Annotated in this window: 22 protein-coding genes; 9 read left to right on the forward strand and 13 right to left on the reverse strand. The window is 38.2% G+C overall.

Annotated features, from left to right (window positions below):
• Positions 1-18: 18 nt before the first annotated feature.
• The 11 genes from AC2S94_RS10910 to AC2S94_RS10960 all read right to left on the reverse strand — a co-directional run bounded on the left by AC2S94_RS10910 (position 19) and on the right by AC2S94_RS10960 (position 12,389).
• Positions 19-2,469 carry a DUF4114 domain-containing protein gene (locus AC2S94_RS10910; RefSeq protein WP_484628638.1) on the reverse strand — a complete coding sequence of 817 codons (2,451 nt, stop codon included), beginning with the start codon at positions 2,467-2,469 and terminating at the stop codon, positions 19-21.
• 104 nt (positions 2,470-2,573) lie between these two features.
• The gene (locus tag AC2S94_RS10915) at positions 2,574-3,653 is read right to left on the reverse strand and encodes a mannose-1-phosphate guanylyltransferase (RefSeq protein WP_484628639.1); all 1,080 of its coding nucleotides are present in this window, start codon (positions 3,651-3,653) and stop codon (positions 2,574-2,576) included.
• Between the two features lie 126 nt (positions 3,654-3,779).
• On the reverse strand, positions 3,780-4,490 hold the full coding sequence (locus tag AC2S94_RS10920; RefSeq protein WP_484628640.1) for a LytR/AlgR family response regulator transcription factor: 711 nt from the start codon (positions 4,488-4,490) through the stop codon (positions 3,780-3,782).
• An 11-nt stretch (positions 4,491-4,501) separates the two neighbouring features.
• Positions 4,502-4,822, reverse strand: coding sequence for an Hpt domain-containing protein (locus tag AC2S94_RS10925; protein ID WP_484628641.1), 321 nt, complete (start codon positions 4,820-4,822; stop codon positions 4,502-4,504).
• On the reverse strand, positions 4,819-5,856 hold the full coding sequence (locus AC2S94_RS10930; RefSeq protein WP_484628642.1) for a sensor histidine kinase: 1,038 nt from the start codon (positions 5,854-5,856) through the stop codon (positions 4,819-4,821). The genes AC2S94_RS10925 and AC2S94_RS10930 overlap by 4 nt, the downstream gene beginning before the upstream one ends.
• Positions 5,853-6,980 (reverse strand): FIST signal transduction protein, encoded by a 1,128-nt coding sequence (locus AC2S94_RS10935; RefSeq protein WP_484628643.1) that lies wholly within the window; start codon positions 6,978-6,980, stop codon positions 5,853-5,855. The genes AC2S94_RS10930 and AC2S94_RS10935 overlap by 4 nt, the downstream gene beginning before the upstream one ends.
• A complete protein-coding gene (locus AC2S94_RS10940; protein ID WP_484628644.1) occupies positions 6,977-9,349 on the reverse strand; it encodes a PAS domain S-box protein in 2,373 nt (790 codons plus the stop codon). Before AC2S94_RS10940 ends, AC2S94_RS10935 begins: the two co-directional genes overlap by 4 nt.
• Positions 9,336-9,890, reverse strand: coding sequence for a heme NO-binding domain-containing protein (locus AC2S94_RS10945; protein WP_484628645.1), 555 nt, complete (start codon positions 9,888-9,890; stop codon positions 9,336-9,338). The genes AC2S94_RS10940 and AC2S94_RS10945 overlap by 14 nt, the downstream gene beginning before the upstream one ends.
• A gap of 1 nt (position 9,891) precedes the next feature.
• Positions 9,892-10,305: a response regulator gene (locus AC2S94_RS10950; RefSeq protein WP_484628646.1), complete on the reverse strand. Its 414-nt coding sequence runs from the start codon at positions 10,303-10,305 to the stop codon at positions 9,892-9,894.
• A 147-nt stretch (positions 10,306-10,452) separates the two neighbouring features.
• Positions 10,453-10,905, reverse strand: coding sequence for a methyltransferase family protein (locus AC2S94_RS10955; protein ID WP_484628647.1), 453 nt, complete (start codon positions 10,903-10,905; stop codon positions 10,453-10,455).
• Between the two features lie 77 nt (positions 10,906-10,982).
• Positions 10,983-12,389, reverse strand: coding sequence for an MBL fold metallo-hydrolase (locus AC2S94_RS10960; RefSeq protein ID WP_484628648.1), 1,407 nt, complete (start codon positions 12,387-12,389; stop codon positions 10,983-10,985).
• 239 nt (positions 12,390-12,628) lie between these two features.
• On the opposite strand from AC2S94_RS10960, the gene AC2S94_RS10965 reads away from it, so the two are divergent.
• The 7 genes from AC2S94_RS10965 to AC2S94_RS10995 all read left to right on the forward strand — a co-directional run bounded on the left by AC2S94_RS10965 (position 12,629) and on the right by AC2S94_RS10995 (position 22,148).
• Positions 12,629-13,315 carry a TetR/AcrR family transcriptional regulator gene (locus AC2S94_RS10965; protein WP_484628649.1) on the forward strand — a complete coding sequence of 229 codons (687 nt, stop codon included), beginning with the start codon at positions 12,629-12,631 and terminating at the stop codon, positions 13,313-13,315.
• Positions 13,305-14,966: a peptidase domain-containing ABC transporter gene (locus AC2S94_RS10970; protein WP_484628650.1), complete on the forward strand. Its 1,662-nt coding sequence runs from the start codon at positions 13,305-13,307 to the stop codon at positions 14,964-14,966. Before AC2S94_RS10965 ends, AC2S94_RS10970 begins: the two co-directional genes overlap by 11 nt.
• A gap of 1 nt (position 14,967) precedes the next feature.
• Positions 14,968-16,323 carry an HlyD family secretion protein gene (locus AC2S94_RS10975; protein ID WP_484628651.1) on the forward strand — a complete coding sequence of 452 codons (1,356 nt, stop codon included), beginning with the start codon at positions 14,968-14,970 and terminating at the stop codon, positions 16,321-16,323.
• Entirely contained in the window at positions 16,320-17,708 is a 1,389-nt protein-coding gene (locus AC2S94_RS10980; RefSeq protein ID WP_484628652.1) for a TolC family protein, read from the forward strand. The genes AC2S94_RS10975 and AC2S94_RS10980 overlap by 4 nt, the downstream gene beginning before the upstream one ends.
• 404 nt (positions 17,709-18,112) lie before the next feature.
• A complete protein-coding gene (locus tag AC2S94_RS10985; protein ID WP_484628653.1) occupies positions 18,113-18,913 on the forward strand; it encodes a 2Fe-2S iron-sulfur cluster-binding protein in 801 nt (266 codons plus the stop codon).
• Between the two features lie 41 nt (positions 18,914-18,954).
• The gene (locus AC2S94_RS10990) at positions 18,955-19,941 is read left to right on the forward strand and encodes an FAD binding domain-containing protein (protein ID WP_484628654.1); all 987 of its coding nucleotides are present in this window, start codon (positions 18,955-18,957) and stop codon (positions 19,939-19,941) included.
• Between the two features lie 26 nt (positions 19,942-19,967).
• Positions 19,968-22,148 carry a xanthine dehydrogenase family protein molybdopterin-binding subunit gene (locus tag AC2S94_RS10995; protein ID WP_484628655.1) on the forward strand — a complete coding sequence of 727 codons (2,181 nt, stop codon included), beginning with the start codon at positions 19,968-19,970 and terminating at the stop codon, positions 22,146-22,148.
• Positions 22,149-22,161: 13 nt separating this feature from the next.
• Here the strand turns inward: AC2S94_RS10995 and AC2S94_RS11000 are convergent, their stop codons facing one another.
• On the reverse strand, positions 22,162-23,364 hold the full coding sequence (locus tag AC2S94_RS11000; protein ID WP_484628656.1) for an NAD(P)/FAD-dependent oxidoreductase: 1,203 nt from the start codon (positions 23,362-23,364) through the stop codon (positions 22,162-22,164).
• Complete coding sequence (locus AC2S94_RS11005) at positions 23,364-25,175, reverse strand: alpha-amylase family glycosyl hydrolase (protein WP_484628657.1); 1,812 nt, start codon at positions 25,173-25,175, stop codon at positions 23,364-23,366. The genes AC2S94_RS11000 and AC2S94_RS11005 overlap by 1 nt, the downstream gene beginning before the upstream one ends.
• 185 nt (positions 25,176-25,360) lie before the next feature.
• Here AC2S94_RS11005 and AC2S94_RS11010 point away from each other — a divergent pair, with 185 nt between their 5' ends.
• The gene (locus AC2S94_RS11010) at positions 25,361-25,582 is read left to right on the forward strand and encodes a CDGSH iron-sulfur domain-containing protein (protein ID WP_484628658.1); all 222 of its coding nucleotides are present in this window, start codon (positions 25,361-25,363) and stop codon (positions 25,580-25,582) included.
• Between the two features lie 97 nt (positions 25,583-25,679).
• Complete coding sequence (locus tag AC2S94_RS11015; protein ID WP_484628659.1) at positions 25,680-26,144, forward strand: (2Fe-2S)-binding protein; 465 nt, start codon at positions 25,680-25,682, stop codon at positions 26,142-26,144.
• The last annotated feature ends 18 nt before the right edge of the window (positions 26,145-26,162 follow it).

Raw genomic sequence — 26,162 nt, forward strand, 5'->3', positions numbered from 1 at the left:
CCTAACCACCTAAATAACTTAGTGAGTAACCAACAAACTAAGCGCAAACTTTTTGCTGCCATCTATCACCAGATGAGCTTTGTACACTCCAGGAGCAACTCCGGAAATGTTAACCGGCAGCCTTCTTTTAAAAGTTTTTGAATTGTATTCTTTGGACCATATTTGTCTTCCGGTTAGATCGTAGATCTTGAGGACTGCATATTCTGCATCTATAGGAGAAACTATGGTTGTGGTATTTCTAAATGGATTTGGATAGTTATATGCCTGGAGTTCAGGGCTATCTATCAGTACTGGATTTTCTTCAACGTCAATTGGAATAATCTCGCTATTTGTAAATTTTACATCCTCCAGGTTCACTGTGAAATCCTGAAAATTTGAGTAATTTCCCTTCACTGAAAATACGACAGCCTTGATATTTTCTCCATTATAATTATTAGAGCCGTTGGTGAAATCTGCAAGTTTCAAGTTGAACTTATTAATTTCTTCATTTGCGTTCAATTGTATTCTATAACGTGCATCCCAGTCAGTTAAAGTTTCAGTAACCAGAATTACTTCGATAGGTAACGAATTCTTCAGGTCAAATTCCAATGCTTTATAATTTCCTGCCTGAAAAGACTGATCTCCGGCTAGAATACTTCTGAAGATATTGGTCGTTCCAAAAACACTTCCATCTACCCAAACGTTTCTTTCGAGCCTGTAATCTGCTGGATCAGCTTCAGATGTATTCGAAGTAATCTCGAATGAATTTATCCTGGTTTCCGATTCGAGATAATCAAGTCCCCACGGCCCATCTGCCAGATAAAGCGCATCGGCTTGCGGAGAATTATTTCCTTTCACCTGCAATCCTATATCGAACAATTGTCCCGATTCTATGATCACTTCCTGTTCAAATGAAGAACTTATTGGCACGTTTTTGTTAAAAGCAGATTCTTCTTCGGTTTCGGTCTTTCGAAGGTTTCCTTCCAACAGAAAGCCAGAATCAGCATTTTTATTCTTTACGATAAGGTGAAGTCGGCTACTCTCATAAAAACCACGTTTTACAAAAAGTGTAGGGTACTTGCCGACTTCCTTATCGCTTAGCATTGTTTTATAAGCGTTAAGTTTATCTATAATATGACCTGCAATACTGCTAACCTGGCCCATGTCACCGCCCCATACCTGGAAATTTATATAATCACCTTCGGGATAATCTGAAATATTCCAGTAGGAGTGTAGTTTAGGTTGGTCTTCAAGACTTACTGAAAAATTTACTGCATATTCTATTTGGCCTGAAGCTCTAAGCATTTTGATCATTACAAGGTTATAGCCTTTAAGATCTATCGTTCTAATATCTTCCAGGCTGGAGGAATTAAGGCGATCACAAATCACCTTTGAGTGGTCATAAATGCTGCCTTCCGTTTGAGTGATTAAAGCTGCAGCTACTCTTTTGTCGCCAGCATAATAGTCAGCTGAAAATACAGATCTTGCATTCGTAATGCCCATTAGATCATCCGGACTGGAAACTCTGGCAGTTTCTGTTCCGAACATTCCAGTTTCCGGGATCAGTGAGGAGAGGTCAAAGCCTTCAGCTTCCTTTCTAACGGAATATTTCTGGTAAAATTTCTGTTGCTGTTCCTTTTCAAATTTATTGTAGGATGATTTTAATCGGGTGAAATTTCTTTCTGCAATTAGCGCAGCAAGTTTGCCATTGCTTTCCAATCCACCTTTGTTAGCTGAAGAAACATCTGTGGCGCTTTTTACATCGGCCAGGTTTTGAGTTTTAATCGCGTCATAAGGGCTCGCAGTTACATAAAAGATAGCATCGTTAAAGTCCTGGTCACAAGATGCATAGTCTCTTCTGATATCTTCAAAACCTAGATATATTCGTTCATTTTCCGGATCTGATAATAGTACGGTATGATGTCTCAGCGATTCGTCAGCTTCAGGATTGAAATCAGGATCTGAATGTACCTGCCAGTGTCCCCAGGTTACCTGTGAACCATTCCAGGCATTCGCCAGTAAAACCCAGCCAATTCCTGTTCCTGCCTTGAATTCTCCTAATCTTACTTTATTCCCTTTTCGTAAACCACCGCCGTATCCGCCTTCAGAGGCATTTGGGAATATGATGGTGATCTCTCTATCTGTAGGTTTGGTTCGGATAGGGTTATTAATGTCATACGTATAGAATCCCAGAACATTTTTATAACCAGCTCCTTCTTTCACAAAGGTAACCCAAACCGTGGCATCTTTCTCAAGTTCAATGTTCGTATCATAGCCAGAGGTAATGTAGTGCGGGTTGTACTGCGGAACAGGATATCCTTCAGGAAGTGCATTCAAGATCATGTTCATGCTTTCATCTGTAATTACATCATTTACCGGTTCCAGATAGTCTGGAACTCCCAGGGCATCATACCCGCCCAGAAAGTTAAATTCCTGGGCAGATAAAGGCTTAGCTAAAATGAGGCAAAAAAGGAGTACTATTCTTTTCATAATTCTGGTCTCAAATTTAATATTCAGACTAAATCATCTATGGGCTTTTCGGTTAAGCTAACTTTTATGTCGATGAGCTATGATAGATGTGTCGACGAATGGTTTTAACCAAGTTGAACGCCATAGGTTTCCATCACGCTCTGTCTAAGTTCTTTTATCTGTTGTTCCTTTTGCTTTGGTACAATCAGAAGTACTTCATTATTTTCAAGGATCATATAATCCTGCAGTCCGTCTACCAGCACGATCTTATCTTTTTCGGTTCTAATAATGTTTCCGCTGGCCTGCATTGGGATGAATCTAGAATTCACTACGGTATTAGCTTCATTATCGGCTGGTAATTCATTTTGCAAAGAACACCATGTGCCCAGGTCGCTCCAGGAAAAACTAGCCGGAATAACGTTTACATCTATAGATTTCTCAATGATCCCATAATCGATAGATATATTTTCAGCATATTTATAATTAAAAGACAAGAAGCTGGACTCCACATTGGTATTGTAAAAATCTTCACCCAAAGAGAATAGTTCAAACATTTCCGGCAAATGCTTTTGAAACTTGCTCATGATCGTGGAAGCTTTCCAAACAAATATTCCGCTATTCCACAGGTAGTTGCCTTCATTTAGGAATTGTTCTGCAGTGGCATAGTCCGGTTTTTCTGTAAATCTCTTTACCTGAAAACTTTTAGTATTTCTTTCTTTAGAATACTGAATGTAACCGTAGCCTGTATTCGGAAAAGTAGGAGGGATGCCAAAGGTCACTAATAAATTCTTAGCAGACACAATATCAAAGGCAAGCTCCATATCTGCCTGGAATTTATCTTCCTGTTGTATCCAGTGATCACTCGGCGCAACCAGCATTTTAGCTGAAGGATCTTTCTTATAGATCTTCATGGCCGCTAGTAGAATGCAAGGAGCAGTATTACGCATCACCGGTTCCATTACCAATTGCTCTTCGCGAACTTGAGGAAGCTGTGTTTTCACAATATCTCTGTAATCTCTATTGGTTAAAATATAGATATTCTCTTCCGGTATGAATCTGGCTAAACGCTCAAAAGTTGTCTGGATAAGGGTTTTTCCACAGCCAAGGATGTCCTGGAATTGTTTCGGATTGCTTTGTTTGCTTACCGGCCAGAAACGGCTACCAACCCCACCGGCCATAATTACTGCATAGTTGTGATTTTTCATCGCTTAAGTTTTAAATATTCAGGTGTTTAATACTGTAAAACTACCTGAGTAAAGCGACGATCTAGAAATTATTCGATTAAGCTGAACCTAGCTTTGTTGAATGGAAAATTTCTGTAGATGAATGGATTATAGCAAGTTGAGCCTTTTCATCAATTCTGGGCGGTTACTACGACTCACCGGCACAACATCCTTTTCAATTAGAACACTGTTATCCTCAATATCAATGATATGTTTGGTATTGATCACAAAGGATCGATGAATTTTTAAAAACAGGTCATCGGGTAATTTGTCTTCTATCTTTTTTAGCGTGGAATGTACGGTATAGTTTTTATCGAAGGTTTTGATCTGGATGTAATCTCCCTTTGCTTCTATAAGGTAAATACTTGGAATATCTATCTTGATAAGCCTGCGATCTATATTCACATAAAGATCATTTTCAGTTTTGTTCATTTCCGAAACAGGATCCTTCTTTTCTTTACTTACTGGTTTTGCATTGAGGGCTTTCTGAACTGCTTTGTCAAAACGTTCCTGAGTGATAGGTTTTACCAGATAATCTACGATGCAGTCATATTCAAAAGCTTCAATGGCAAAACTTCTGTCTGAAGTTGTTAGAATTACATTCGGCGGATTCTTGAGCGTTTGTATAAAATCGAACCCGGTAAAATCTGGCATATGTATATCCAGAAAGATAAGATCTGTGTTGTTCTGGTTTAGATATTTGATCGCCTGCATGGCGTTTGGAAATTCTTCCTCTTTTTGCAGGTTCTCGTTATTTTCAATCAGTCGATTAATGATCATTCGGGCAGTAGCCTCATCATCAATTATTAAACACTTCATTCATATGAATTTTAGGACTCGTCGATAAAAGCATGCATCGCCTGAAGGATTTCTTCAAATTCTGCCTGCCCTTTATTTATCCCTTCCCGAAGTTCTTCTTCATAGACTTCTGCAAAGCGATAAGATTCTTCGAGTCCTAAAATACTAATTTTGTGTTTAAGTTTGTGAACATTTGCCGCAGCTTCTTGGAATTTTTTCTCCTGGATGTTCTCATGATAAACCTGGGTTTCTTCAGGAAGCTCCCGTCTTACTACGTCTAAGAGTCTGTTTTCGAATTCTTTATCTCCTCCTGACAATTGGTGGATGTACGATAGATTTGGCCGTTCTTTCATCTTGGTAACGTAAAATAAAAACTTGTTCCTTTTCCTTCTTCACTTTCCAGGTAAATTTCACCGTGATAATGCTCTACAATCTTTTTTACTATAGAAAGTCCAATCCCTGTGGCGCCCTGGTCATTCTCGATCTTTTCAAAAATCCCGAAGATCTTGCTGTGGAACCTTTCCGGGATGCCTTTCCCATTATCTTTAACTTCGAATTCCCAAAAATTTGCGCGATCACGAACATTGATATCAATTTTCCCGTTCTCATGAGATATGCTTTTCACCGCGTTCTGGATCAGGTTCTGAAATAATTGCTGAATTCTGAATTTATCTCCTTTGATCGTCGGGAGGTTTTCATCGATATTTATTTCAATAGACTCAGGGATATCGATCAAACTAACGGTTTCTCTTACCAGAAATTTAAGGTCTATCTCGTATTCCTCGGGTTTAGCCTGCTCAATGGTCGAATAGTTCAAGATTCCGTTGATGAGTTTATCCATTTTTTCGACATTGCTCAGGATCATCTGAAAATTCTTTTTGGTTGCCTCATCCATATTTTCACGGGAGTCTTCCAGGATCCAGGAAACTAGGCTATCTATATTTCTTAGTGGAGACCTGAGATCATGCGAAACCATATGTGCATAATCTGTTAAAACTTTGTTCTTTTTCTCCAGATTTTTCAAAAGTTCTTCCTGTTTCTTGGCTGCAATCTGAAGTTTCTGACTTTGTAGTTTTATATGACCGGCAAGATTTCCAATTTCAAAATCGCCATTTTCAACGTCAAATTCTTCCAGCTGCATTACACTTATGGCCGCTGAAATACTATCAAGAATATCCTTTTGATATTTATAATCTTTCTGTAATCTCTGATTAGCTTCAAAAAGTTCATCAGAGCTTAGCCTCATAGCCCTTTGAAGCATTTTGAATTGTTCCTCATTTGTCTCATAAGAATCTTCTACTGCTCTTAAAAAAGCCTGTATTTCGGGGTTTTCGGCCAGCGATGGATCTAAATATTTTGAGATCTGTCTTTTTAACAAGGGATTCATTCGCTAAGTAGGGTTAGGGTCATGGTTTGATTATGTAAAGTACCATTTGTTTCACCGTGAAAAGGTGCGATCTCACCATAACTGTAAAATCCTCCTGTGCTTACTTCACTTCCCACAATTTTAATAACTTCTTCTACTTCTTCTTCAGCTCGCTGGTCTAATACCAGTTTCCGGCCTATACAACTTACTAAAAGCGCCAGTTCCGGCTGTTGTTTTCTTCCGGTCATAGCTAGTTTTGCTGCCTCGCTAGCTCCTTCAAGCAAAGCATCGGCAGATGCCATCATCAATTGCACTCTTGATCCCTGTGGCACATCTCCGGCCAGGATCATGCTTTTATTTTCTGTATCTATATTCAAGATCGTTCTCACCACAGGTTGATCTTTTCCCTCCTCACGCAGATAAAGTGGATATAGAAGGGAGGCTTGCGGCAGCTCTGAAGCTTTATCTCCAAGATATTTTGAATAGAGATCAAGCGCAGGTTGACCATCAAGAGCATGAAGGACATTTTTTTCAGATTTTGTGATCATCCTTTCCGGTCCAAATGGAATCCATCCTCCCACGCTTGCATAGGATACTTCCAGCGTGTCACCGTAAAAACCGATCACTATAACTTCTCCTTCTTTTGCCTGATTATAACCTGCCAGCGTTTTTTGAAACCTGGGCCCATCACCGCATAAGCCTCCGGTGATACAGAAACTTTTTTCTACATCTACATCAAGACCTTTTAAAAGATCGCTTCCATTTACAAAACTGCCTTCTGAGATGACAAAAACGTGCTTTAGATTCGCGTTAGGTAATTTTTCTATCAGTGATTTTCCCAGTTGAAAAGCATCCATCTGGTGATCGTGAATATTGGAGGTTTTAATTTGAAAGCTAGCGTTTTCGAAATCTATGGCGGTGACCACAATTTCAGTTTCGGTGATACTAGCGCCAAGTATTTCTCCAGCTGCAGATCCAAAAACCAGGTGAGCATAAGGAAATTCATTTTTAACTTCCTGGATCAAATCTGGTTTTTCCAAATTGAATCTATCCGCGAAAACCAATACCAGCGGATCCTTCAATTCCCGTTTATCAGAAATATAGTTCCATTTTCCATCAACATATTTTGCCTGAACTATTTTCATCTGTTCTTAATTAAACTGAAATAAAAAGTGGTACCAACACCTTCCTCACTTTCAAGCCAGATACGGCCGCCATATAGGTCTATGATTTTTCTAACAATACTTAACCCAATTCCGGTAGATTTTTTATCGTTGCTGGCAGAGTTAAAAATCTTGAAGATTTTTTCATGATATTCTTTCGGGATTCCGCAACCATTGTCGACGATTGAGAAAATGTATTCATCTTTTTTCTCTTCAACATCCACTTCCACAAGGCCTTTTTCCTTATCGATATAATTCACAGCATTGCTGATTAAATTCTGAAATAACTGCTGCATCCTTGTTTTATCAGCTTTAATAACCGGCAATTGATTTTTAATCTTCACTTCAATATGTTCCGGTATATAGATCATGTTGATGATGTCCTCTACCAGTTCATTAGAATTGATGAGATCTTCACTAATTTGTGAACTATCTATACTCGAATATTTTAGGATGTTTTCAATAAGGTGATCCATCTTTTCCACCTTGGTTTCCATAAGATCAAGATTGGTAAGACTGTCTTTCCCCAATTTATGCCTGAAATCTTCTTTGGTCCAGCTTAAAAGCGCTGAAATATTCCGAAGTGGAGATTTCAAGTCATGTGAAACAATATGTGCATAGTCGTTTAACTGCTCATTTTGTAATTCAAGATCTTTTAGTAATTCTACCTGGCGTTCTTCAAGTTCTTTTCTTTCGGTGATATCGAGATGAATTCCAATGGTACCGGAAACTTTTCCATGAACATCATAACTTGGAGCTCCGCTAATCAACCAATTGCGGGTTTTTCCAGATTTGGTTCTTACTTTAACTTCGTAAGAGTCAGAAATACCTTTTTCACGTTGAGCATTTTTAGTAAACACAATATTCTCCTGATCTTCATGTAATAAAAGTTTAGATGCAATCTTTCCTTTTAGTTCTTCCTCAGAATAACCGCTAATAGTACAAAAGCTTTGATTGGCCATAATGATTCGATCATCATTATCAACTTCAATAAGCCCCAGATTCATATTGGCTATAATATTGCTATACTTCTCCTTTTGCATCCTCAAATTTTCCTTGTAACGCTTACGGATAGTTACATCATCATAGCTCCATAAATGGCCTTTGTAAATTCCATCGGAATAGATTGGAATATAACTACGTTCAAAAATTCTACCGTCGTTTAATTCTATTTCCTCGGCCAGTACTGCCTTTTTATCTTTGAGGAGTTTTTGAATATTCTCTACAAATTGCTCCGGATTCTTAAAGTGATGTTTAGATTCTTCAGCTGCATTACTGCAATCTGCCCCGATAAGAGCTTCGGGCGGTGCAGGAATCCCGAACATATCGCAAAATTTTTGATTGGTAAGACGAATATGTCTCGTTTCATCTTCAAGAAGAATTCCCGTCTGCAGATTCATAATTAAAGTAGCCATCCTGTTTTCTGACTCTTTTAATTTTGTATTGGCTATTTTTTGCTCGGTAATATCTTCTACGGTCGCAACCATAAAATCTGGTGCTCCGTGTTTATCCCTGACTAAAGTTACAGAAGTTTTAGCCCAGAGAATATCATTGCTTTTTGTGATATATCGCTTTTCAAGTTTGAATGTATCAATTTCTCCACTGAACAACTTTTCTCGGTGCAGTTTTGAAATTTCTTCGTCATCGGGATGCGTGAGCTCCTGGACACTTATTTTCTTTAATTCATCAGAGGTGTAACCAAGCATATCACACATCGCCTGGTTCACCATCAATAAACCGCTCTCACCACTTTTTGAAAGACTAACTCCTATTGGTGAGTTTTTGAAAATGATATCCAGCTGTTGTTTCTGTTCTTCATTTAGTTTTCTAAATTCAGTCTCTTCAGTGATATCCCTGGCTATTCCCTGGGCAGCTAGAGGTTCTCCATTTGAATCGTAAATGACACTGGCATTGATCTGAACGATTTTTTCATCGCCTGATTTTGTAGTTACAACAGCTTTATAATTGTTGAATTTTCCGTGAATCAATAATTCTTTAAACGCTGCAAAAGTGTATTCTTTATATTCTTCAGCTACTAAATTTACAAGGTTTATGGACTCTTTTTCAACATCATAACCTAGCAAATCTACCGCAGCCTCATTCATTTTGATAACATCTCCTGAAAGCTCAATAATAACGTAAGCATCAGTGATATTTTCGAATACACCCTCTAACTCTGAAGTTTTTTGATTTAATAAGTCTTCCAGTTGCGCCTTGGACTTTTTAAGTTCCTCGGCCAGTTCGTAGAGTTCACTTGATTTTTGTTCAAGTATAGATTCAGCAGCTTTTCTAGCCGCTTTTTCACGTTTTAGGGCACGTTCTAATATCTCATTTTTATTAGTTGACTGCATGTGGTTGCTTGTGAATCTTGAATTTTACCTGGCTACCATTCTCCTTCATCATTTCCATTTCAATTTTAGAGTCTTCATGATAATGCTCAAAAGTTTTTTCCATCAAAGCTTTGGCGAACATGTACATAGATCTTTCGGAATAATACATCATTTCCAGGTAATTCTCACCTTGTTCCAAAATTTTGAAAGTTGGTAATTCTGCTCCCGGATAGATTTTTCTTACCTGTACGTGAATATGATTTTCAATAGAGGCCAGCATATCTATAGGCGAACTATATAAGCTGAAAATATCTCTGTGATTTCTGGTTAATACCTGAAAGAAATATTTGCCATAAGCATACAGAAGATCATTTACAGAAATACCAGTTTCTGCACTTAAATTAGTAATAAGCTTCTGCATTTCAAAAAAGTCATAGGTCCCTACAGAAGTATAAACACCTTCTGAAGGTAGATCTGAGTTAATGATAATTCTGTCCAGGACTTCAAGGCCAAATTCATTTTCAACCATTTCCAGAAATTCAGTAAAAACTATTCCTTTCATTTTATGCTTTTATAAGTTCATTTAAACTCCAGTATTCAAATACCGATTTTAATTTGGTCACGTAATCATCATACTTTAGAGGTTTGATCACATATCCCGCAATCCCTATCTTATAACATTCCAGAACATCCCTGCGGTTGTTGGATGTGGTTAGAATAACTGTTGGAATATATTTAAGGGTATCGCTCTCTTTTAAAATTTTCAGGAATTCAATCCCATTCATTTTTGGCATATTGAGATCTAAAAGAATAATATCAGGTAAGCGATCTTTTTGGCTGAGCAGTTCCAGTGCTTTTTCACCATCCTCAGCTTCCTGAATATTATGTTTCAGATCTAATGAATTCAAAGTACGATTTAATTTCATTACCTCAATTTCATCATCTTCAATAAATAGGATATTCAGTTTTTTTCTCATTTTACCGGGGTATTATTATCTAATCTAACAAAAATGCACCTAAAACCTTTCTTCCCGGTTAGAATTCGATTAATCAAAATTAAGTGTCGGTGAATTGCAGAAAAGTATAGATGAGCTAATTTTTAAATAAAGTTTTTTGCTCGGTTGTTATTTGAAAAACCTGCCGGTTTTCTTTTTATAATCAAGATACTGCGGAAATTTTCTTATCAATAATTTTTCTTCATAAATGGATTTGAAGAATAAAAGAATTGTTAGGAGAGCGCTAATTAATATTCTGGATATTGAAAGTTCAAAAAGGGCATAACCAAAAGTTATTAAAATTAATCCTAAATAAATAGGATGCCTGGAAATTGCAAAGGCTCCGGTGGTTATTAATTTTCCATTTTTTACTGGAGTGGGGAAGGGTGAAATCTTATTGTCTAATTGTATCAACGCGATCAAAGCGAGAATTATTCCGGAAACCAACATGATCATTCCCGGATACCTTAACCATTCCCAAAAGGTAATCTTTCCCAGGTTTGTTGGAAAGAGGTAAAGTGTAAAGAGCACGAATTGAGCACCAACGAAAATATAATCTTTATGACTTTTTTTTCGGATCATGATTCTAGCAAAATCTAAAGATCAAAAATAAAAAATGGATAACCTATTCAAGCTATCCATTGGTTTTATGAAGGCACTTATTTTAATGTAGATGGGCAAACATAATCTGTAGTTTTAATTCCAATTTCTTTAATGGCTTTAAAACCTCCCTGGACATCGATAAGATTATGAATACCTCGACTTTTAAGTATAGAAGCGGCGATCATACTACGATAACCTCCAGCGCAATGTATATAGAAATCTTCCTTTTCGGGATACTCAGCTAAATGCTCATTGATTTCAGAAAGTGGTGTATGCTTCGCATTCTCTACATGTTCAGATTGGTGTTCACCGGGCTTTCTAACATCAAAAACAGGAGCTTTATCAGCCACAGGTTTAAATTCAGATGCGGGTACAGATCTCACGGTATCTATTTCCTTTCCAGAATTTTTCCAGGTTTCAAAACCTCCCTTCAAATACCCTAGCGTATTGTCAAAACCAACGCGAGATAACCTGGTGATCGCTTCTTCAATTCTATTTTCATCACCAATAAGCAGAATAGGTTGTTTTACATCTTTGATTAGATCTCCCACCCATGGAGCAAAACTACCGTCGAGTCCAATGAAAATTGAACCAGGAATATGTCCCTGGGCAAATTCGCTTTGGTGCCTTATGTCTAACATGACTGCTCCGGTCTCATTAGCAGCAGCTTCAAAAGCATCAGCCGTTAAAGCACTCTGGCCTTTAGCCACAATATTGTCAATATCTTCATAACCTTCCTTGTTCATCTTGACATTCATCGGGAAGTAGGCCGGAGGAGGTAATAATCCGTCTGTAACTTCTTTTATAAACTCTTCTTTCGTCATATCTGCACGCAGGGCGTAATTCATTTTTTTCTGATTTCCTAGCGTATCAACAGTTTCTTTCATCATGTTCTTTCCGCAGGCAGAACCGGCACCGTGCGCTGGATAAACAGTAATATCATCGGCTAGAGGCATGATCTTGTTGCGAAGGCTATCATATAATGTTCCCGCCAGCTCTTCCTGGGTCATATGAGCAGATTTCTGAGCAAGATCTGGTCTACCCACGTCTCCAAGGAATAAAGTGTCACCTGTAAATAATGCATGATCTTTTCCATTCTCATCTCTTAACAGATAAGTGGTACTTTCCATGGTGTGTCCAGGTGTATGCAGAACTTTGAAAGTAACTTTTCCTAATTTGAATTCCTGGCCATCTCGTGCAATGATCGATTCAAAATTGGTTTTTGCATTGGGTCCAAATACAATAGGTGCCCCGGTTTTTTCAGACAAAGTAACATGACCAGAAACAAAGTCTGCATGAAAATGTGTTTCAAAAATATATTTGATCTTTGCTCCGGCTTCTTCTGCTTTGTCTATATATGGCTGCACTTCACGTAAGGGATCAATAATCGCCACTTCACTATCACTTTCTATATAGTAAGCTCCCTGAGCCAGACATCCTGTATATATTTGTTCAATTTTCATAATCTCTATTATTACTTTCTAACCTAATATTTTTCAAAATTAAGATAAGTAAGGTATCTACCAAGTAACTTTTATTACATATACGTGATCTGTGCGTTATTTCTGGGATTCTAACTTATTTTGCATAATTGATATCTATGATTTCTTCCAAGTCATAATCTATGGACAAGTGTTAATTAATAGCTAAACTTTGATATTTTAATAGTAATACTATTATTTTTGGGTTTTTTAGAATTGAAATGGAAGAACTTTTAAAAGACCTTAAAATTAGGATCAACGAAGATCTATATCTTAAAGACCCCGAAAGCAGTAAGCTCGGGCGTAAAATTCTGGGTGAAGGAATCTTGCTGATTTCTGAAATAGGTTTTGAAGAATTTACCTTCAAAAAGCTGGGTCAGCGAATTGGTTCCAATGAAAGTTCTGTTTATAGGTATTTTAAGAACAAACATATTTTCCTGGTATATATAATTAATTGGTTCTGGGGCTGGAAGGAATTTCAACTCATGTTCGCGACTCATGGCATTCAGGATCCTTTTGAAAAATTGCTGAAAGCTATAGAAGTAATGGCTTATCCTGTAGAAGAAGATATTCGTTTTGCACACGTAAATGAGGTGGCACTCAACAATATCGTCATCAATGAAGCTTCAAAATCTTATTTGACAAAAGAGGTTGATCAGGAAAATCAGTTTGGATACTTTTTAATTTATAAAAGATTGATCAGTCGCATAAGTAAAATGGTTGAAGAAGCTGATGCTGCATACGCCTATCCGTTTAGCCTTGCTTCTACAATTGCCGATGGAGCGCTGCACCTTCATTTTCTAAACAAACATTTTAAGACCATTACAGATGCAAAAGGAAAATGTGACCCTTCGCATTTTCTAAAGAATATGGTTACAAATCTATTGAAAGAGACAAATGGAAAATAAATATAGTCCCCTAAAGAGATTTTTTGGATTGCTGAAGCTGGAGAAACGGGATTTCCTTCAGATTTTTTATTACGCAATATTTGCAGGATTTATAAGTCTTTCGGTGCCATTGGGAATCCAGGCGATCGTGAACCTGATGCAGGGAGCCAGAATATCCACTTCGTGGTTTGTTTTAGTAATCCTGGTAACACTGGGAGTAGCTTTTGTAGGAGTTCTGCAATTAATGCAGATACGAATTCTGGAAAATGTTCAACAGAAGATCTTTACCAGATCTTCGTTTGAATTTATTTATCGCTTTCCGAAGATCAAAATGGACCAGTTGCGAAATTTCTATCCGCCTGAACTTGCGAATAGATTTTTTGATGTATTAAATATTCAGAAGGGTTTATCTAAAGTAGTCATTGATTTTCCTGCGGCTTTAGTGCAGGTATTTTTCGGCCTGATTCTGCTTTCTCTGTATCACCCATTCTTTATCATATACGGTTTTCTACTGGTCATACTGCTTTATATAGGCTTTAAATTAACCGGTAAAAGGGGCTTGGATGCAAGTATCGCAGAGTCGAAATATAAATACCGTATTGCTCACTGGATCCAGGAAGTTGCGCGCACGCTGGTAAGTTTTAAAGTTTCCGGAAGAACAAACTTCGCCATTACCAAGAATGATAATATGTTATGCGATTATCTTGATGCTCGTGAGCGACATTTCCAGGTTTTAAGAATTCAGTTTGTCCAATTAATTCTATTTAAAGTACTGGTAACTGCCGGACTTCTGGCAATAGGAGGTATGCTGGTACTAAATCAACAAATGAATATTGGGCAATTCGTAGCTGCGGAAATCATCATTCTTTTGATTATTAATTCTGTTGAAAAGATCATACTTGGAATTGAATCCTTTTATGATATTCTGACTTCCCTTGAGAAAATGGGACAGGTTGTAGATAAAGAACTGGAAGACCAGGGCGGAGAAAAACCATTTGAAATTGGAGAAAAACTCAAGATTGAGTTGGACGGAGTTCAGTATAAAGGCTTCAATGATAAAAAGATCCTGAAAAGAATAGACCTGAAGATCAATCCTGGAGATAGAATATTGCTAAAAGGAGTTAATGGTTCAGGTAAATCTACCTTGTTGAAGGTAATTTCAGGTTTATATACCCCAAGTCTGGGAGAGATTTTTGTGAACGACATTTCTATCCATGCCATCAATCCTAATCACTATAGGGCTTTGATTGGTCAATCTTTAACGGAAGAATCTCCATTTGAGGGAACGATTCTGGACAATATAACCCTTGGAGATCCAAATATCCCAAAACAGGATATACAGTGGGCGCTGGAGAAAACAGGTCTGGTAGAATTTATCAAGCAACAACCAAAAGGTTTGAACACTATGATATTTCCGGAAGGGATACAGATGCCATATTCCATTTCCAAAAAGATCATATTGGCGAGGAGTGTGGTGAAAAAGCCTGCAGTTCTAATATTAAATGATCCTCTAGATCAATTAGACGATGAAGATGAAAATAAGATCCTTGAATTCTTATTCAGCAAAGAAAATGATTGGACCATTATTGTGGCGAGTAAGGATAAGAAGTGGGAGGAATATTGCGAAAAAATAATTTGGCTAGAGAACGGTAAAATTAAATCCAGAGACTAAGATGTTAAACATCACAAAAAATAAATTGCACGAAAAAGTAGACCTTTCCCAATATGCTTCTGGAAAGAAGGTCTTCAATGAGCGTAATCAGAAATATTTTAATCGGTTTCTGATCGTTTTCGGGGTGATTCTCGTAATTGTCCTGTTTTTACCATGGACGCAAACGGTTGCCGGTAAAGGTTATGTAACCACATTAACCCCGGCTCAAAGACCGCAAACCCTGCAATCTCCAATCCCAGGGAAGATCGAGAAATGGTATATACGGGAAGGTGATTTTGTTGAAAAAGGTGATACTATTCTGCATATTTCAGAAGTTAAAAGCGAATACTTTGATACGATGATCGTTGACCGAACCGGAGACCAGATCAGGGTAAAACGAAGCAGCCAGGACTCTTATGAAGAGAAGATACAATATCTCTCTAATCAGGTAGGATCGCTTCAGCAGGAAAGAGGATTAAAGACGAATCAGGCTGAAAACAAACTGGAGCAAAGCAAGCTTAAATTCAAAAGCGATAGTATTGACCTGGAAGCTGCAAGGACAAATTACGAGATTGCTCAAAGACAGTATAATCGTATTGAGACGTTAAATGATGAAGGTTTAAAATCCATGGCAGAGGTAGAAAATTACCGATTGAAACTTCAGGAAGCAAAAGCAAAGGAAATTGCCCAGGAAAATAAAGTGCTGGCGTCCAGAAATGAAATTATCAATGCCAGGATAGAATTAAATAGAATTCAGGCAGAATATGGTGAAAAGATCTCTAAGATTCAGAGTGATCGCTCCACTGCGGAAAGTGATCTTTACCAGGCACAGGCTGATATCAGCAAACTGGAAACAGATTTTGCCAATTACGATACGCGTAAAGGAATGTATTACATACGTGCGCCACAATCTGGTTACATTAACAAAGCAATAAAAGCTGGTATAGGTGAAACTTTTAAAGAAGGAGAACCTTTAGTTGGTATTATGCCTTCCAATTATGAGATCGCGGTGGAAACTTATGTAGATCCAATAGATATGCCTTTGCTGCATATTGGTGAAAAAGTTCGTATTCAATTTGATGGTTGGCCGGCAATTGTTTTCAGCGGATGGCCAAATAGTTCATACGGAACTTTTGGAGCTGAGATCGTAGCCATTGAAAATTTTATTAGTCCGAATGGAAAATACAGGGTTCTTTTAGCTCCAGATGAAGAAGAATATGCATGGCCAGAAGAGATCAAAATTGGTTCCGGAGCCTCCACGCTTGCGTTGCTGGAAGATGTTCCTATCTGGTATGAACTGTGGCGACAACTTAATGGATTCCCTCCAAATTACTATAGTCCGGGAACTGATAATTCTTCAAATGAAAAGAAGGGATGAGAAAATTAATTTTTCTTTTACTAATACTGATATTCGCTAAATCTTCCGCTCAAGAGCAGGATAGTCTGCAATTAGAGTTTGGAGAATACATGGCGATCGTTAAGAATTTTCATCCTCTGGTAAAACAGGCTGGACTTGTGGTTGATGAAGGAGAATTTAAATTAATGAAAGCCCGTGGTGCTTTTGATCCTAAAGTAGCTGGTGGATTTTCCAATAAAGAGTACAAGGATACTGAATATTACAGTCTGTTTGATGCTGCATTTAAAGTTCCTACCTATTACGGACTTGAGTTTAATGCGAAATATGAAGATAATGCAGGTTATTATCTAAATCCCCAGAATACCGTGCCTGAAGATGGTCTTTTTTCTGCCGGAGTAAACCTTGATGTGACCAACGGTCTTTGGATGAGTGAGAGAATGGCTTCTTTGAAGCAAGCTAAGATCTACCGTGAGCAGTCACAGGCGAAAAGAGATTTAGCGGTTGCGAATGTTTTATATAATGCAGTGAATGCATATTTTGAATGGTATGCGGCTTATCTACAATTGGAACTGTATGAGCGATTTCTGGATAACGCAGAATTCCGCCTGAAGTCAGTCAAAATTGGATTCAGAGCAGGAGATAGGCCTGCGGTTGATACGCTGGAGGCTAATACGAATTTCAGGAACAGAAGGATTCAATATCAGCAGGCGCAATTAGATTATGTAAAGAGCTCACTTGGTCTGTCAAATTATCTATGGGCAGAAAATAATGTTCCTGTGGAAATCACCGAAAATGTTTTTCCTGATGAAGAGCTTTTTTCGAGTGTAGACCAGTTATGGATCCCGGACGAGTTGAACGCATTGGAAAATGTTCGAAGTAACCCCAAGATCAGATCCCTGGAATACGAGGTTGATATTATGCAGGTAGAAAAGCAACTTATGACCAATAAATTGCTGCCCAATATTAATTTAAGTTATAATTTTTTGACCAGCGAACCGCGTGAATGGAGAAGATTGAATACTGAAGATTATAAATTCGGTTTAAAACTGGAAGTTCCACTTTTCCTTCGAAAAGAACGTGGAAATCTGCAGCTGGCGAAAGTTGCCCTGGAAAATTCAAGATTTGAATTGATCAGTACCAGTAGGGAGATCGAAAACAAAATTCAAACGCTGCAAACCGAAATTGTTTCTTTCAGAGAGCAGTTGATGGATATGAATGAATTAGTAGATAACTACGACGATCTTGTTTCAGCGGAATTGCGGATGTTCCAGTTGGGAGATAGTTCATTATTTCTGGTAAATAACAGGGAAAATTCATTTATTTCAGCCAAACTTAAAGAGATCAGTCTGCAGAAAAAATACCTGAAAAGTAGGGCGGAATTAAAGAAGGTAACCGCCGATTTTTAATAGCATTTAGGTCATAAATTCTAAATCTGAAAAACCTCCGAATTCCTAAACAAGCTTTAGCGGAATTGGTGCTGACAGTATTGAATTTTCCTGGACTCAAGGGAGATTTATTGAAATAGGTAAATTCGACTATGTTAGCGAGCAGGCATTGGATAAATTCTGTTCTTAATCTGAAAAAATTAAAATAAATTAGTAATGGAGAGGGCCTATTGCGTCCTCTTTTTTCATTTCCATTAGTGGTAATTCCAAATCCAGAATAAGTTTTAAGGCATGCGTTTCAATGACTTAGACTTAATCGAAGCCATGATTTTTAATTTTTTCAAACTTTCACATATCTCTAACTTATTCAGTAAAACAAAACATTTATCTTAAAAACTGAATAACCTCCCATTAAAATTAAAAGTATGAACGATCCGGAAAAATGGCGTGATGATCTCGATTCCAGAGAATTTAGTAAAGATGAAGAAACAATTTTTGACCAGGTTGGCCTTAACGGAACATCTCGCAGAAAGTTCCTGAAACAGGTTTCGGCTGCAAGTTTAAGCATCTGGGCCTCCTCTTATTTTACTTCAGAATTATTTGCGCAAACTATGAAAGACTTACCCGAAAACCCGAATATTTTTCTAAATGAAATCAAGGTGAACCTTAGGGTGAACGATATGGTAAAACCACTAACCCTGGATTCCAGAATGAGTTTACTGGACGCATTGCGGGAAAGACTGGCCTTGACCGGAACCAAAAAAGGTTGCGATCATGGACAATGTGGTGCATGTACCGTAATTATTGATGGAAAGCGAAAACTTTCCTGCCTAACGCTCGCAGCTACCTGTGAAGACAAGGAAGTTACCACGGTTGAAGGGTTAGGCCAACCAGGAAATATGCATGCCATGCAGGAAGCTTTTCTCAAACATGACGGATTTCAGTGTGGATACTGTACTCCAGGACAAATATGTTCTTCAGTAGCTTTATTAGAAGAGGCCAAGAATGGAGAAGCAAGTTATGTGACCGAAAATATTAAGAATATAAAGAAAGATCTTAAACTTTCAGAGGAAGAGATCCGTGAGCGAATGTCTGGTAATATTTGCCGATGTGGTGCGTATAACAATATTGTACAGGCTTTTAAAGAAGTACATTCTGGAGATGATGAGATGCCTACCTGGAAATTTGCTACCCAGGAACAAATGGATAAAGCAAAAAATAGCTAAACCATGCCTGGATTTTTAATTCAGTTTTAAAACTACAAATTATGAGACCATTCACTTTTACAAGTGCAACAAATAAAGAACAGGCTTTACAGGCATCTACTCAAAATTCCCATTATCTGGGTGGAGGAACCAATCTGGTTGATCTGATGAAGGAAGATGTGGAGAGACCAGATCAGATCATTGATGTAACTAACCTGGAATATAAAAATATAACTTCTAATGAAGAGGGAGGTTTATCGCTTGGCGCCATGCTTAGCAATTCTGAAACTGCCAATCATCCTGAGGTAAGAACAAAGTATCCATTACTTTCACAGGCCATGCTTTCTGCAGCTACGGCCCAGATACGAAATATGGCAACCAATGGAGGTAATCTTTTACAGCGTACTCGTTGCCCTTATTTTTACGAAACTTCCATGCCTTGCAACAAACGCGAGCCGGGTACCGGTTGTGGAGCTAAAGATGGAATGAATGCATTGCATGCCATTTTTGGATACAGCGATAAATGTGTGGCAACAAATCCATCTGATATGAATGTTGCTCTGGCTGTTCTGGGTGCCAAAATTGAGGTTCAGAAAAAAGATGGTTCTTCAAGAATGATTCGATTTGAAGATTTTCATCGTTTGCCTGGAGATCAGCCGGAAAAAGACACAAATCTAGAAGAAGGAGAGCTTATCACTGCAATTCACCTATCTGAACCGTTATTTTCAGATCATTATTACTATTTAAAAATCCGTGAACGCTCAAGTTATGCTTTTGCATTGATTTCAGTTGCGGCAGGACTTGAAGTGAAGAGCGGTATGATCACTAAAGCAGGTTTGGCTATGGGAGCTGTGGCGCATAAACCATGGAAACTCACCAAAGCTGAAGAGTTTCTTTCAGGTAAAAAACCTACTGAGGAAAATTTTGCAAAAGCAGCGGAAATTGCCATGCAGGATGCAAAACCTTTAAAGGACAATAAATATAAAGTGGAAATGGGAAAGAAAGCGATCGTACGTGCTTTGGCCCAGGCTTATGAAACTAAAGCCTAGACCAATTTCAAATTTAATAAAGAATTATGGAGACAATAAATAATACAGGAGTTGGTAAAGCGATTGATAGAGTAGAAGGACATTTGAAGGTGACGGGAATGGCGAAATATGCATCTGAATTTCCGGTGGAAAATAAAGTTTACGCACAGGGAATCAACAGTACTATTGCTAAAGGGTCAATTACTTCTATAGATACTTCCGAAGCTGAAAAACTGGATGGAGTTCTAAAAGTGATCACTTATAAAAATGCCGAAAAGCTAAAGACTTTTGATGAAGAAATGCCAGCCATTGCCACCGATAGTATTGCACCGGTATTACAGGATAATAAGGTGAATTATTATGGAGAATACGTTGGACTGGTTGTAGCAGAAACTTTTGAAATTGCCCAGCATGCCGCAACTTTAGTAAAAGTTGAATATAATGAAGATTCAAGCCCTGCAATTCACCTGGATAAATTACGTGATAAAGCTTATAAGCCTAATGAGGAATCTGATTATTCCAGGGGGAATATTGAAACTGGAATTTCAGAAGCAGATGAGGTTATTGAAGCAACATACGTTACACCCGTAGAACATCATCATCCCATGGAATTGCATGCGGTAATTGCGTCCTGGGAAAATGGGAAAGTAATGGCTTATGCGAGTCAGCAAATGGTGGAAGATGCTACCATCGCTATTTCTGAAACATTTCAGATCCCTCAAAAAGATGTAAGGGTACTTTCAGCTTTTGTTGGAGGTGGTTTTGGTTCAAAGCTAAATGTTGAGCGTCATGTGATCTTAGCTGTAATGGCCGCTAAAATGGTAAATCGTCCTGTTCAGGTTACTGTAACCAGGCATCAGATGTTTACCAATACTGGTCTGCGACAAATGAATGAGCAAAAAATGCGCGTTGGCGCGAAGAAGGATGGTACCTTAACTGCCTTGGAACATAATACGCTTTCACATACTTCTCCGAATCTGGAATATCAGGAGCAGTGTGGGATGGTGACCAAGATGCTCTATAATGTTCCAAACAACAAAGTCACACACAGGCTTATACCGATGAATATTCAAACTCCTTTTGCAATGCGAGCTCCCGGAGAAGCTACAGGTAGTTTTGCTCTGGAATCGCTGATGGATGAAATGGCCTGGAAACTGAAAATGGATCCTGTGGAATTCCGAATTAAGAATGATACGCAAACTGATCTAAGTAAAGATCAGCCATTTTCTTCCCGACTTCTGGTTGAATGCCTGAGAATTGGTGCTGAAAAATTCGGCTGGAAAAACAGGAAACAAGAACCACGAACCAATAGAAAAGGGAACTGGTTAATAGGTTACGGGGTTAGTGCTGCTTCAAGAAATTCACCCTATCAAAAGACACATTCCAAAGTTATTCTGGAATCAAATGAAGGTAAAATTGACGCGAGGATTCAGATGGATGCTACCGATATTGGAACTGGAAGTTATACTATTATCGCTCAGACAGCTTCAGAATATTTAGGAATTCCAACTGAGAACATTACTGTGGAGCTTGGAGATTCAAATTTCCCAGTTACTCCGGGTTCTGGTGGATCATGGGGAGCTGCTTCATTTTGTAATGGAGCACGTGCTGCTTGCGAAAATGCCGTTAAGGAATTGAAGAAGAAGCAGAATATCTCTGAAGATGAAGAAATTTCAATAGCCGATCTTCTAAAGAGAAATAATCTAACGTCTTATGAGGCAGAGGGAATGGCAGAACCGTCTGAAGAATTTGAAAATCATTCGGTTTTCTCTTTTGGCGCTAACTTTTCTGAAGTATGGGTAGATAAAGACACCGGAATGTGGAAGATCACGCGAATGGTAAATGTTGGTTCTGCAGGTAAAATTCTGAATCCTAAAACCGCTTATGGTCAGATCATCGGTGGTTTAACTATGGGAGCCGGGATGGCAATTTCCGAACAATCTAGGATTGAGCCTAATTTTGGAAATTTTATAACCAGATCTTTTGCTGATTATCACGTCCCTGTAAACCTGGATCTGGCGAACATCGATGTTATATTTCTACCTGAAGAAGATAAGATTGCCAATAAAATGGGGATCAAGGGAATTGGAGAATTAGGAATTACCAGTGTGGCTGCTTCTTTAGCCAATGCTATATTCAATGCGACTGGTAAACGTATGCGTGAACTTCCTATTACTCCGGAGAAACTTATTGATGCTAAGGTAGAACCAGGCGTGAACATGGCCTGATAAATCATCAGGTTTATCTCCCGAATTTATAATATTCAAGGAACTCGTGAGGTTCAGATTTGAGCATGGGTACAATGCATTCTAGTGCCATTACGCTGAAAGTTATCCCGTTACCACCGAAACCTAGAATATAATATTCATTTTTTTCTGAGTCGGGCTTTCCTATGTAGGGAAGCCCGTCTTTTGTTTCCCCAAAGGTACCGGCCCAGGAATAATCAGCTATGAAATCGATCTCAGGAAATGTTCTGTGAACAGACTTCACCAGGCTTTTTTCTTTTTTGGGTAAAAGCGCATCTCTTCTTTTTGCATTTTTAAAGTTCTCATCTCCACCGCCCATAATAATCCGGTTGTCTTCAGTTCCACGAAAGTAGAGGTAAGGTTCTTCTGTGTTCCAGAAAATATGATTTTTAAAGGCAGAAGGTAATTTGATCATTGCCTCACTAGCCAAGGCATAGGTGCTTTTCAATTTCACCACTTTTTCTGATAAGGTTTGAACACTTTCGTAGCCTGTACAATGAATTAGGTGATTGGCATTAATAGTACAATTTGATGCTGTAATTACTTCAACTCCGTTTTCGGTACTATTTATTTTATCAATGCTGGTGCGATCGTAAATTGACAGGCCCTTGCTTACGGCATTTTTCAATAGATCTTTAGAAAATTCATAGGGATCCATTACTGCACCAGATTTAGATTTAATTCCTACAAGACCTTTTTTAATTCCAAGCTTTTGTAATTCTTCTTTGCCGAGAAGTTTCACATCAAATCCGTGAGCTTTGCGAGCGTCAAATTCGCGTTTAATAAAATCTACATCAGATTTTTTAGTGGTGAAATAAACACTTGCTTTTCTTTGAAACTGGCAATCACTTTTGATCTCTTTTACTATCTTTTCAAGATCAAAAATAGCTTTCTCACTATTTTTATAACTGCTAACCGCATTGGTCAAACCAACTTTTTCTATTAATACGTGTAACGGCTCATCGATTTCATATTGAAGCATGGCTGTACTTGCAGCACTGCTTCCATTGAATACATCTCTTCGTTCTACCATGATAACCTTATAGCCTTCGTTTACCAGTTTGTAAGCAACAAGTGCACCGGTAATTCCTCCGCCTATAATTAAAATGTCTGTATTGATATTTTCCTGAAGCGATGGATAACTTTGTCCAAGGCTGTTTTTGATAAGCCAGTAAGGCTCATTTGATCTTATATCCATTATAAAGTATAGATCTGGGCGCCGTAAGCTGGAATATTTACTGCTCCAGTCCAGGGTTTTTCGTCGGTTATTTTTTCTTCGGAAGACATACCGTCAACCTCAAGATCTGAAAAGTCTTCATCATATCCTTTCCAGGTACTATTAAATCTTAGTTGCCATTGCATTCCTTCCTTAATCCCGATGCCATAGTTTTCAAAATCCTGGTTTCCGAAATTCAGAATTACCAGCACAGGTTCATCATGCTCGCCAGTACTGATTCTTTTGTATGCTAGAATTTTAGTTTCCTGATTTAAATGAATGATCTCTGTTTCCTGACCTCTCAATCCCATAGTATTTCCGTGTGCACCTGATCTTAACTTGATGAGATCTGAAGATAGTCTTTCAATACCTGAAAGTTTCTCAAATTTGTTCCAGTCCAGTCCTTCATCATCCTTGAAATACTCATCTTCAATAAACTCCTGACCCTGAAAGATCATTGGTATTCCCGGTGCGGTCATGACCAAAACCATACCTAAGATTGCTCTTTTTTTAGCAAAAGCACTTTCAGCATCTCCTGGTTGAATTTCTTCCGGTACTCTAGCTTTTCCATTGGCAACTTCATCGTGAGATTCTGTATAAACCACCCGCGAAAAAACATCCTCACCATATTTAAATGTTAGCGCAATTGCTACACTTTCAAGATTTCTATCTTCATCACTGGTAGTAATAAGTGCTTCACGTATTGGATGCACAAATTTCATATCCCATTGAGTTCCATAACCAATTCCCCCATCTGCAGGATGCTTTGTAATAATATCCTGGCCTTTAAGATCTTCTGCTATTGTAAGTACGTGCGGATATTTTTGATTTAATTCAGTATTTATATCCCGCATCATAATAATTCCTTCAATTATTTCAGTGTCGAAACCTAATCCGCCTCCCTCAAATCGAATATAGGAAGTGGCGTCCATGCGAAGTCCGTCACAACGATATTTTTCAATCCACATAAGCGCATTGTCTCTAAAGTATTGTCTAACCTCCGGGCGTCCATAATCCGGACGGGTATTTCCCCACGGAGTATCGCTACGATGATCGTTATAAAAATAAATTCCACCTTTATCATTCTCATGCCAGCCATCAAACTGCCAAAGATCTACGTCTGAGGGTCCCAGGTGATTGTAAACCACATCCATGATCACAGCAATTCCTCTTCTATGTGCCTCCTTAACCAGCCTGAAAAAACCGTCGGGTCCACCATAATCCTGTTCTACAGCAAATGGATGAGCGGGATTGTAACCCCAGGAAATTCCACCTGCAAATTCAGCCACCGGAAGCAACTCGATACAATTGATGCCCAGATCCCTCAAGTAATCCAGTTTTTCGATAACCTCGTCAAAAGTGCCAACCTTATCTGGATCTTTACGGAAAAAAGTTCCTACGTGAAGTTCATAAATAACTAATGAATTCCAGGCCGGCATTTGAAAATCATCCTCTTCCCAGTCAAAATCCAGCTTTCTGATAACTGAATTCCCGTCAGAATTAGTTACTTCAAATGCATAGGGATCATTGCGGAAAAATTGATTCTCTCCATTTTTAATCACGTATTTGTATTGGTCACCTTCCTTTGCTTTATCTGTGGTTCCGGCCCAGTAGCCATTATCCTCTCGATTAAGCTCAAGATCATTTTCGTTCCAGTCATTAAAATCCCCAGTAACGTGAACACTTTCTGCGTGTGGAGCCCAAACCCGGAAAGTTATATGTGAGTCTTCAATGATAGATCCCATTCCTGGTGAAGGAGCAATTTGTTGATGGGTAATAGTATTTGTTTGCATTTCTTTTTCATTTAACCAGGTAAAATTATATCAGGTTTCTCTTCAGAAATTTTATTTGTGACGAAATTAACTTGTGAGATATCAGGGAGATATGCTCATATCTTGAAACAAATTGATAGGCTTGATATTTAAAGTTTTTTTGAAGTTTTTGAGTGTATATTAGTGCTTTAACAAAAACTAAAAAAATGAGTAAAACAAAACTAACCGTTCTTAGTAACGGGTCGCTCAAAGTGCAAGGTGATTTTGAAATCGTAGATAAAGACGGAAATGTTTATGATCTTGGCGGAAGAGATCTTGTATCTCTTTGCCGTTGTGGTCTTTCAAAAAATAAACCATTTTGCGATGGCGCTCACAGAAATCATTTTGAGCATGAAGCAAAAGCCTTTGATCTTCCACCTAAAAAGTAGTTGCAAATTTCAGAATACCTCAACAATCCTTAATTTTTTTATTTCTTAAAAATTTTAAGATTTTATCCGTATTTTAAAGGACTAAAATTTATTTTCCATGGCAGAATTCAATGTAAAAATTAACGGAAAGGAACATTCATTTAATATTGATCCTGAAACACCCTTATTGTGGGTTCTAAGAGACCACCTGAAATTGGTAGGTACAAAATATGGTTGCGGAATTGCGCAATGCGGTGCCTGCACTGTACATTTTAATGGTTCTGCCGTGAGAAGCTGCCAGCTGCCTATTTCATCGGCGGCCGGTAATGAAATAACAACCATCGAAGGACTTTCTGAAAACGGTGATCATCCTGTTCAGCAGGCCTGGCTGGAAGTTGATGTGCCACAATGTGGTTATTGCCAGGCAGGACAGATTATGTCTGCTTCCGCACTATTAAAAAGAAATCCGTCGCCAAGTGATGAAGAAATTGAAAGCGCCATGAACGGAAATATATGTCGTTGCGGAACTTATACCCGGATTAAAGCTGCCATTAAAAAAGCTTCTAATTCTCAAATAGCGTAAGCCTGATTCAATTTTAAA

This window comes from Christiangramia pacifica (genome assembly GCF_057221535.1).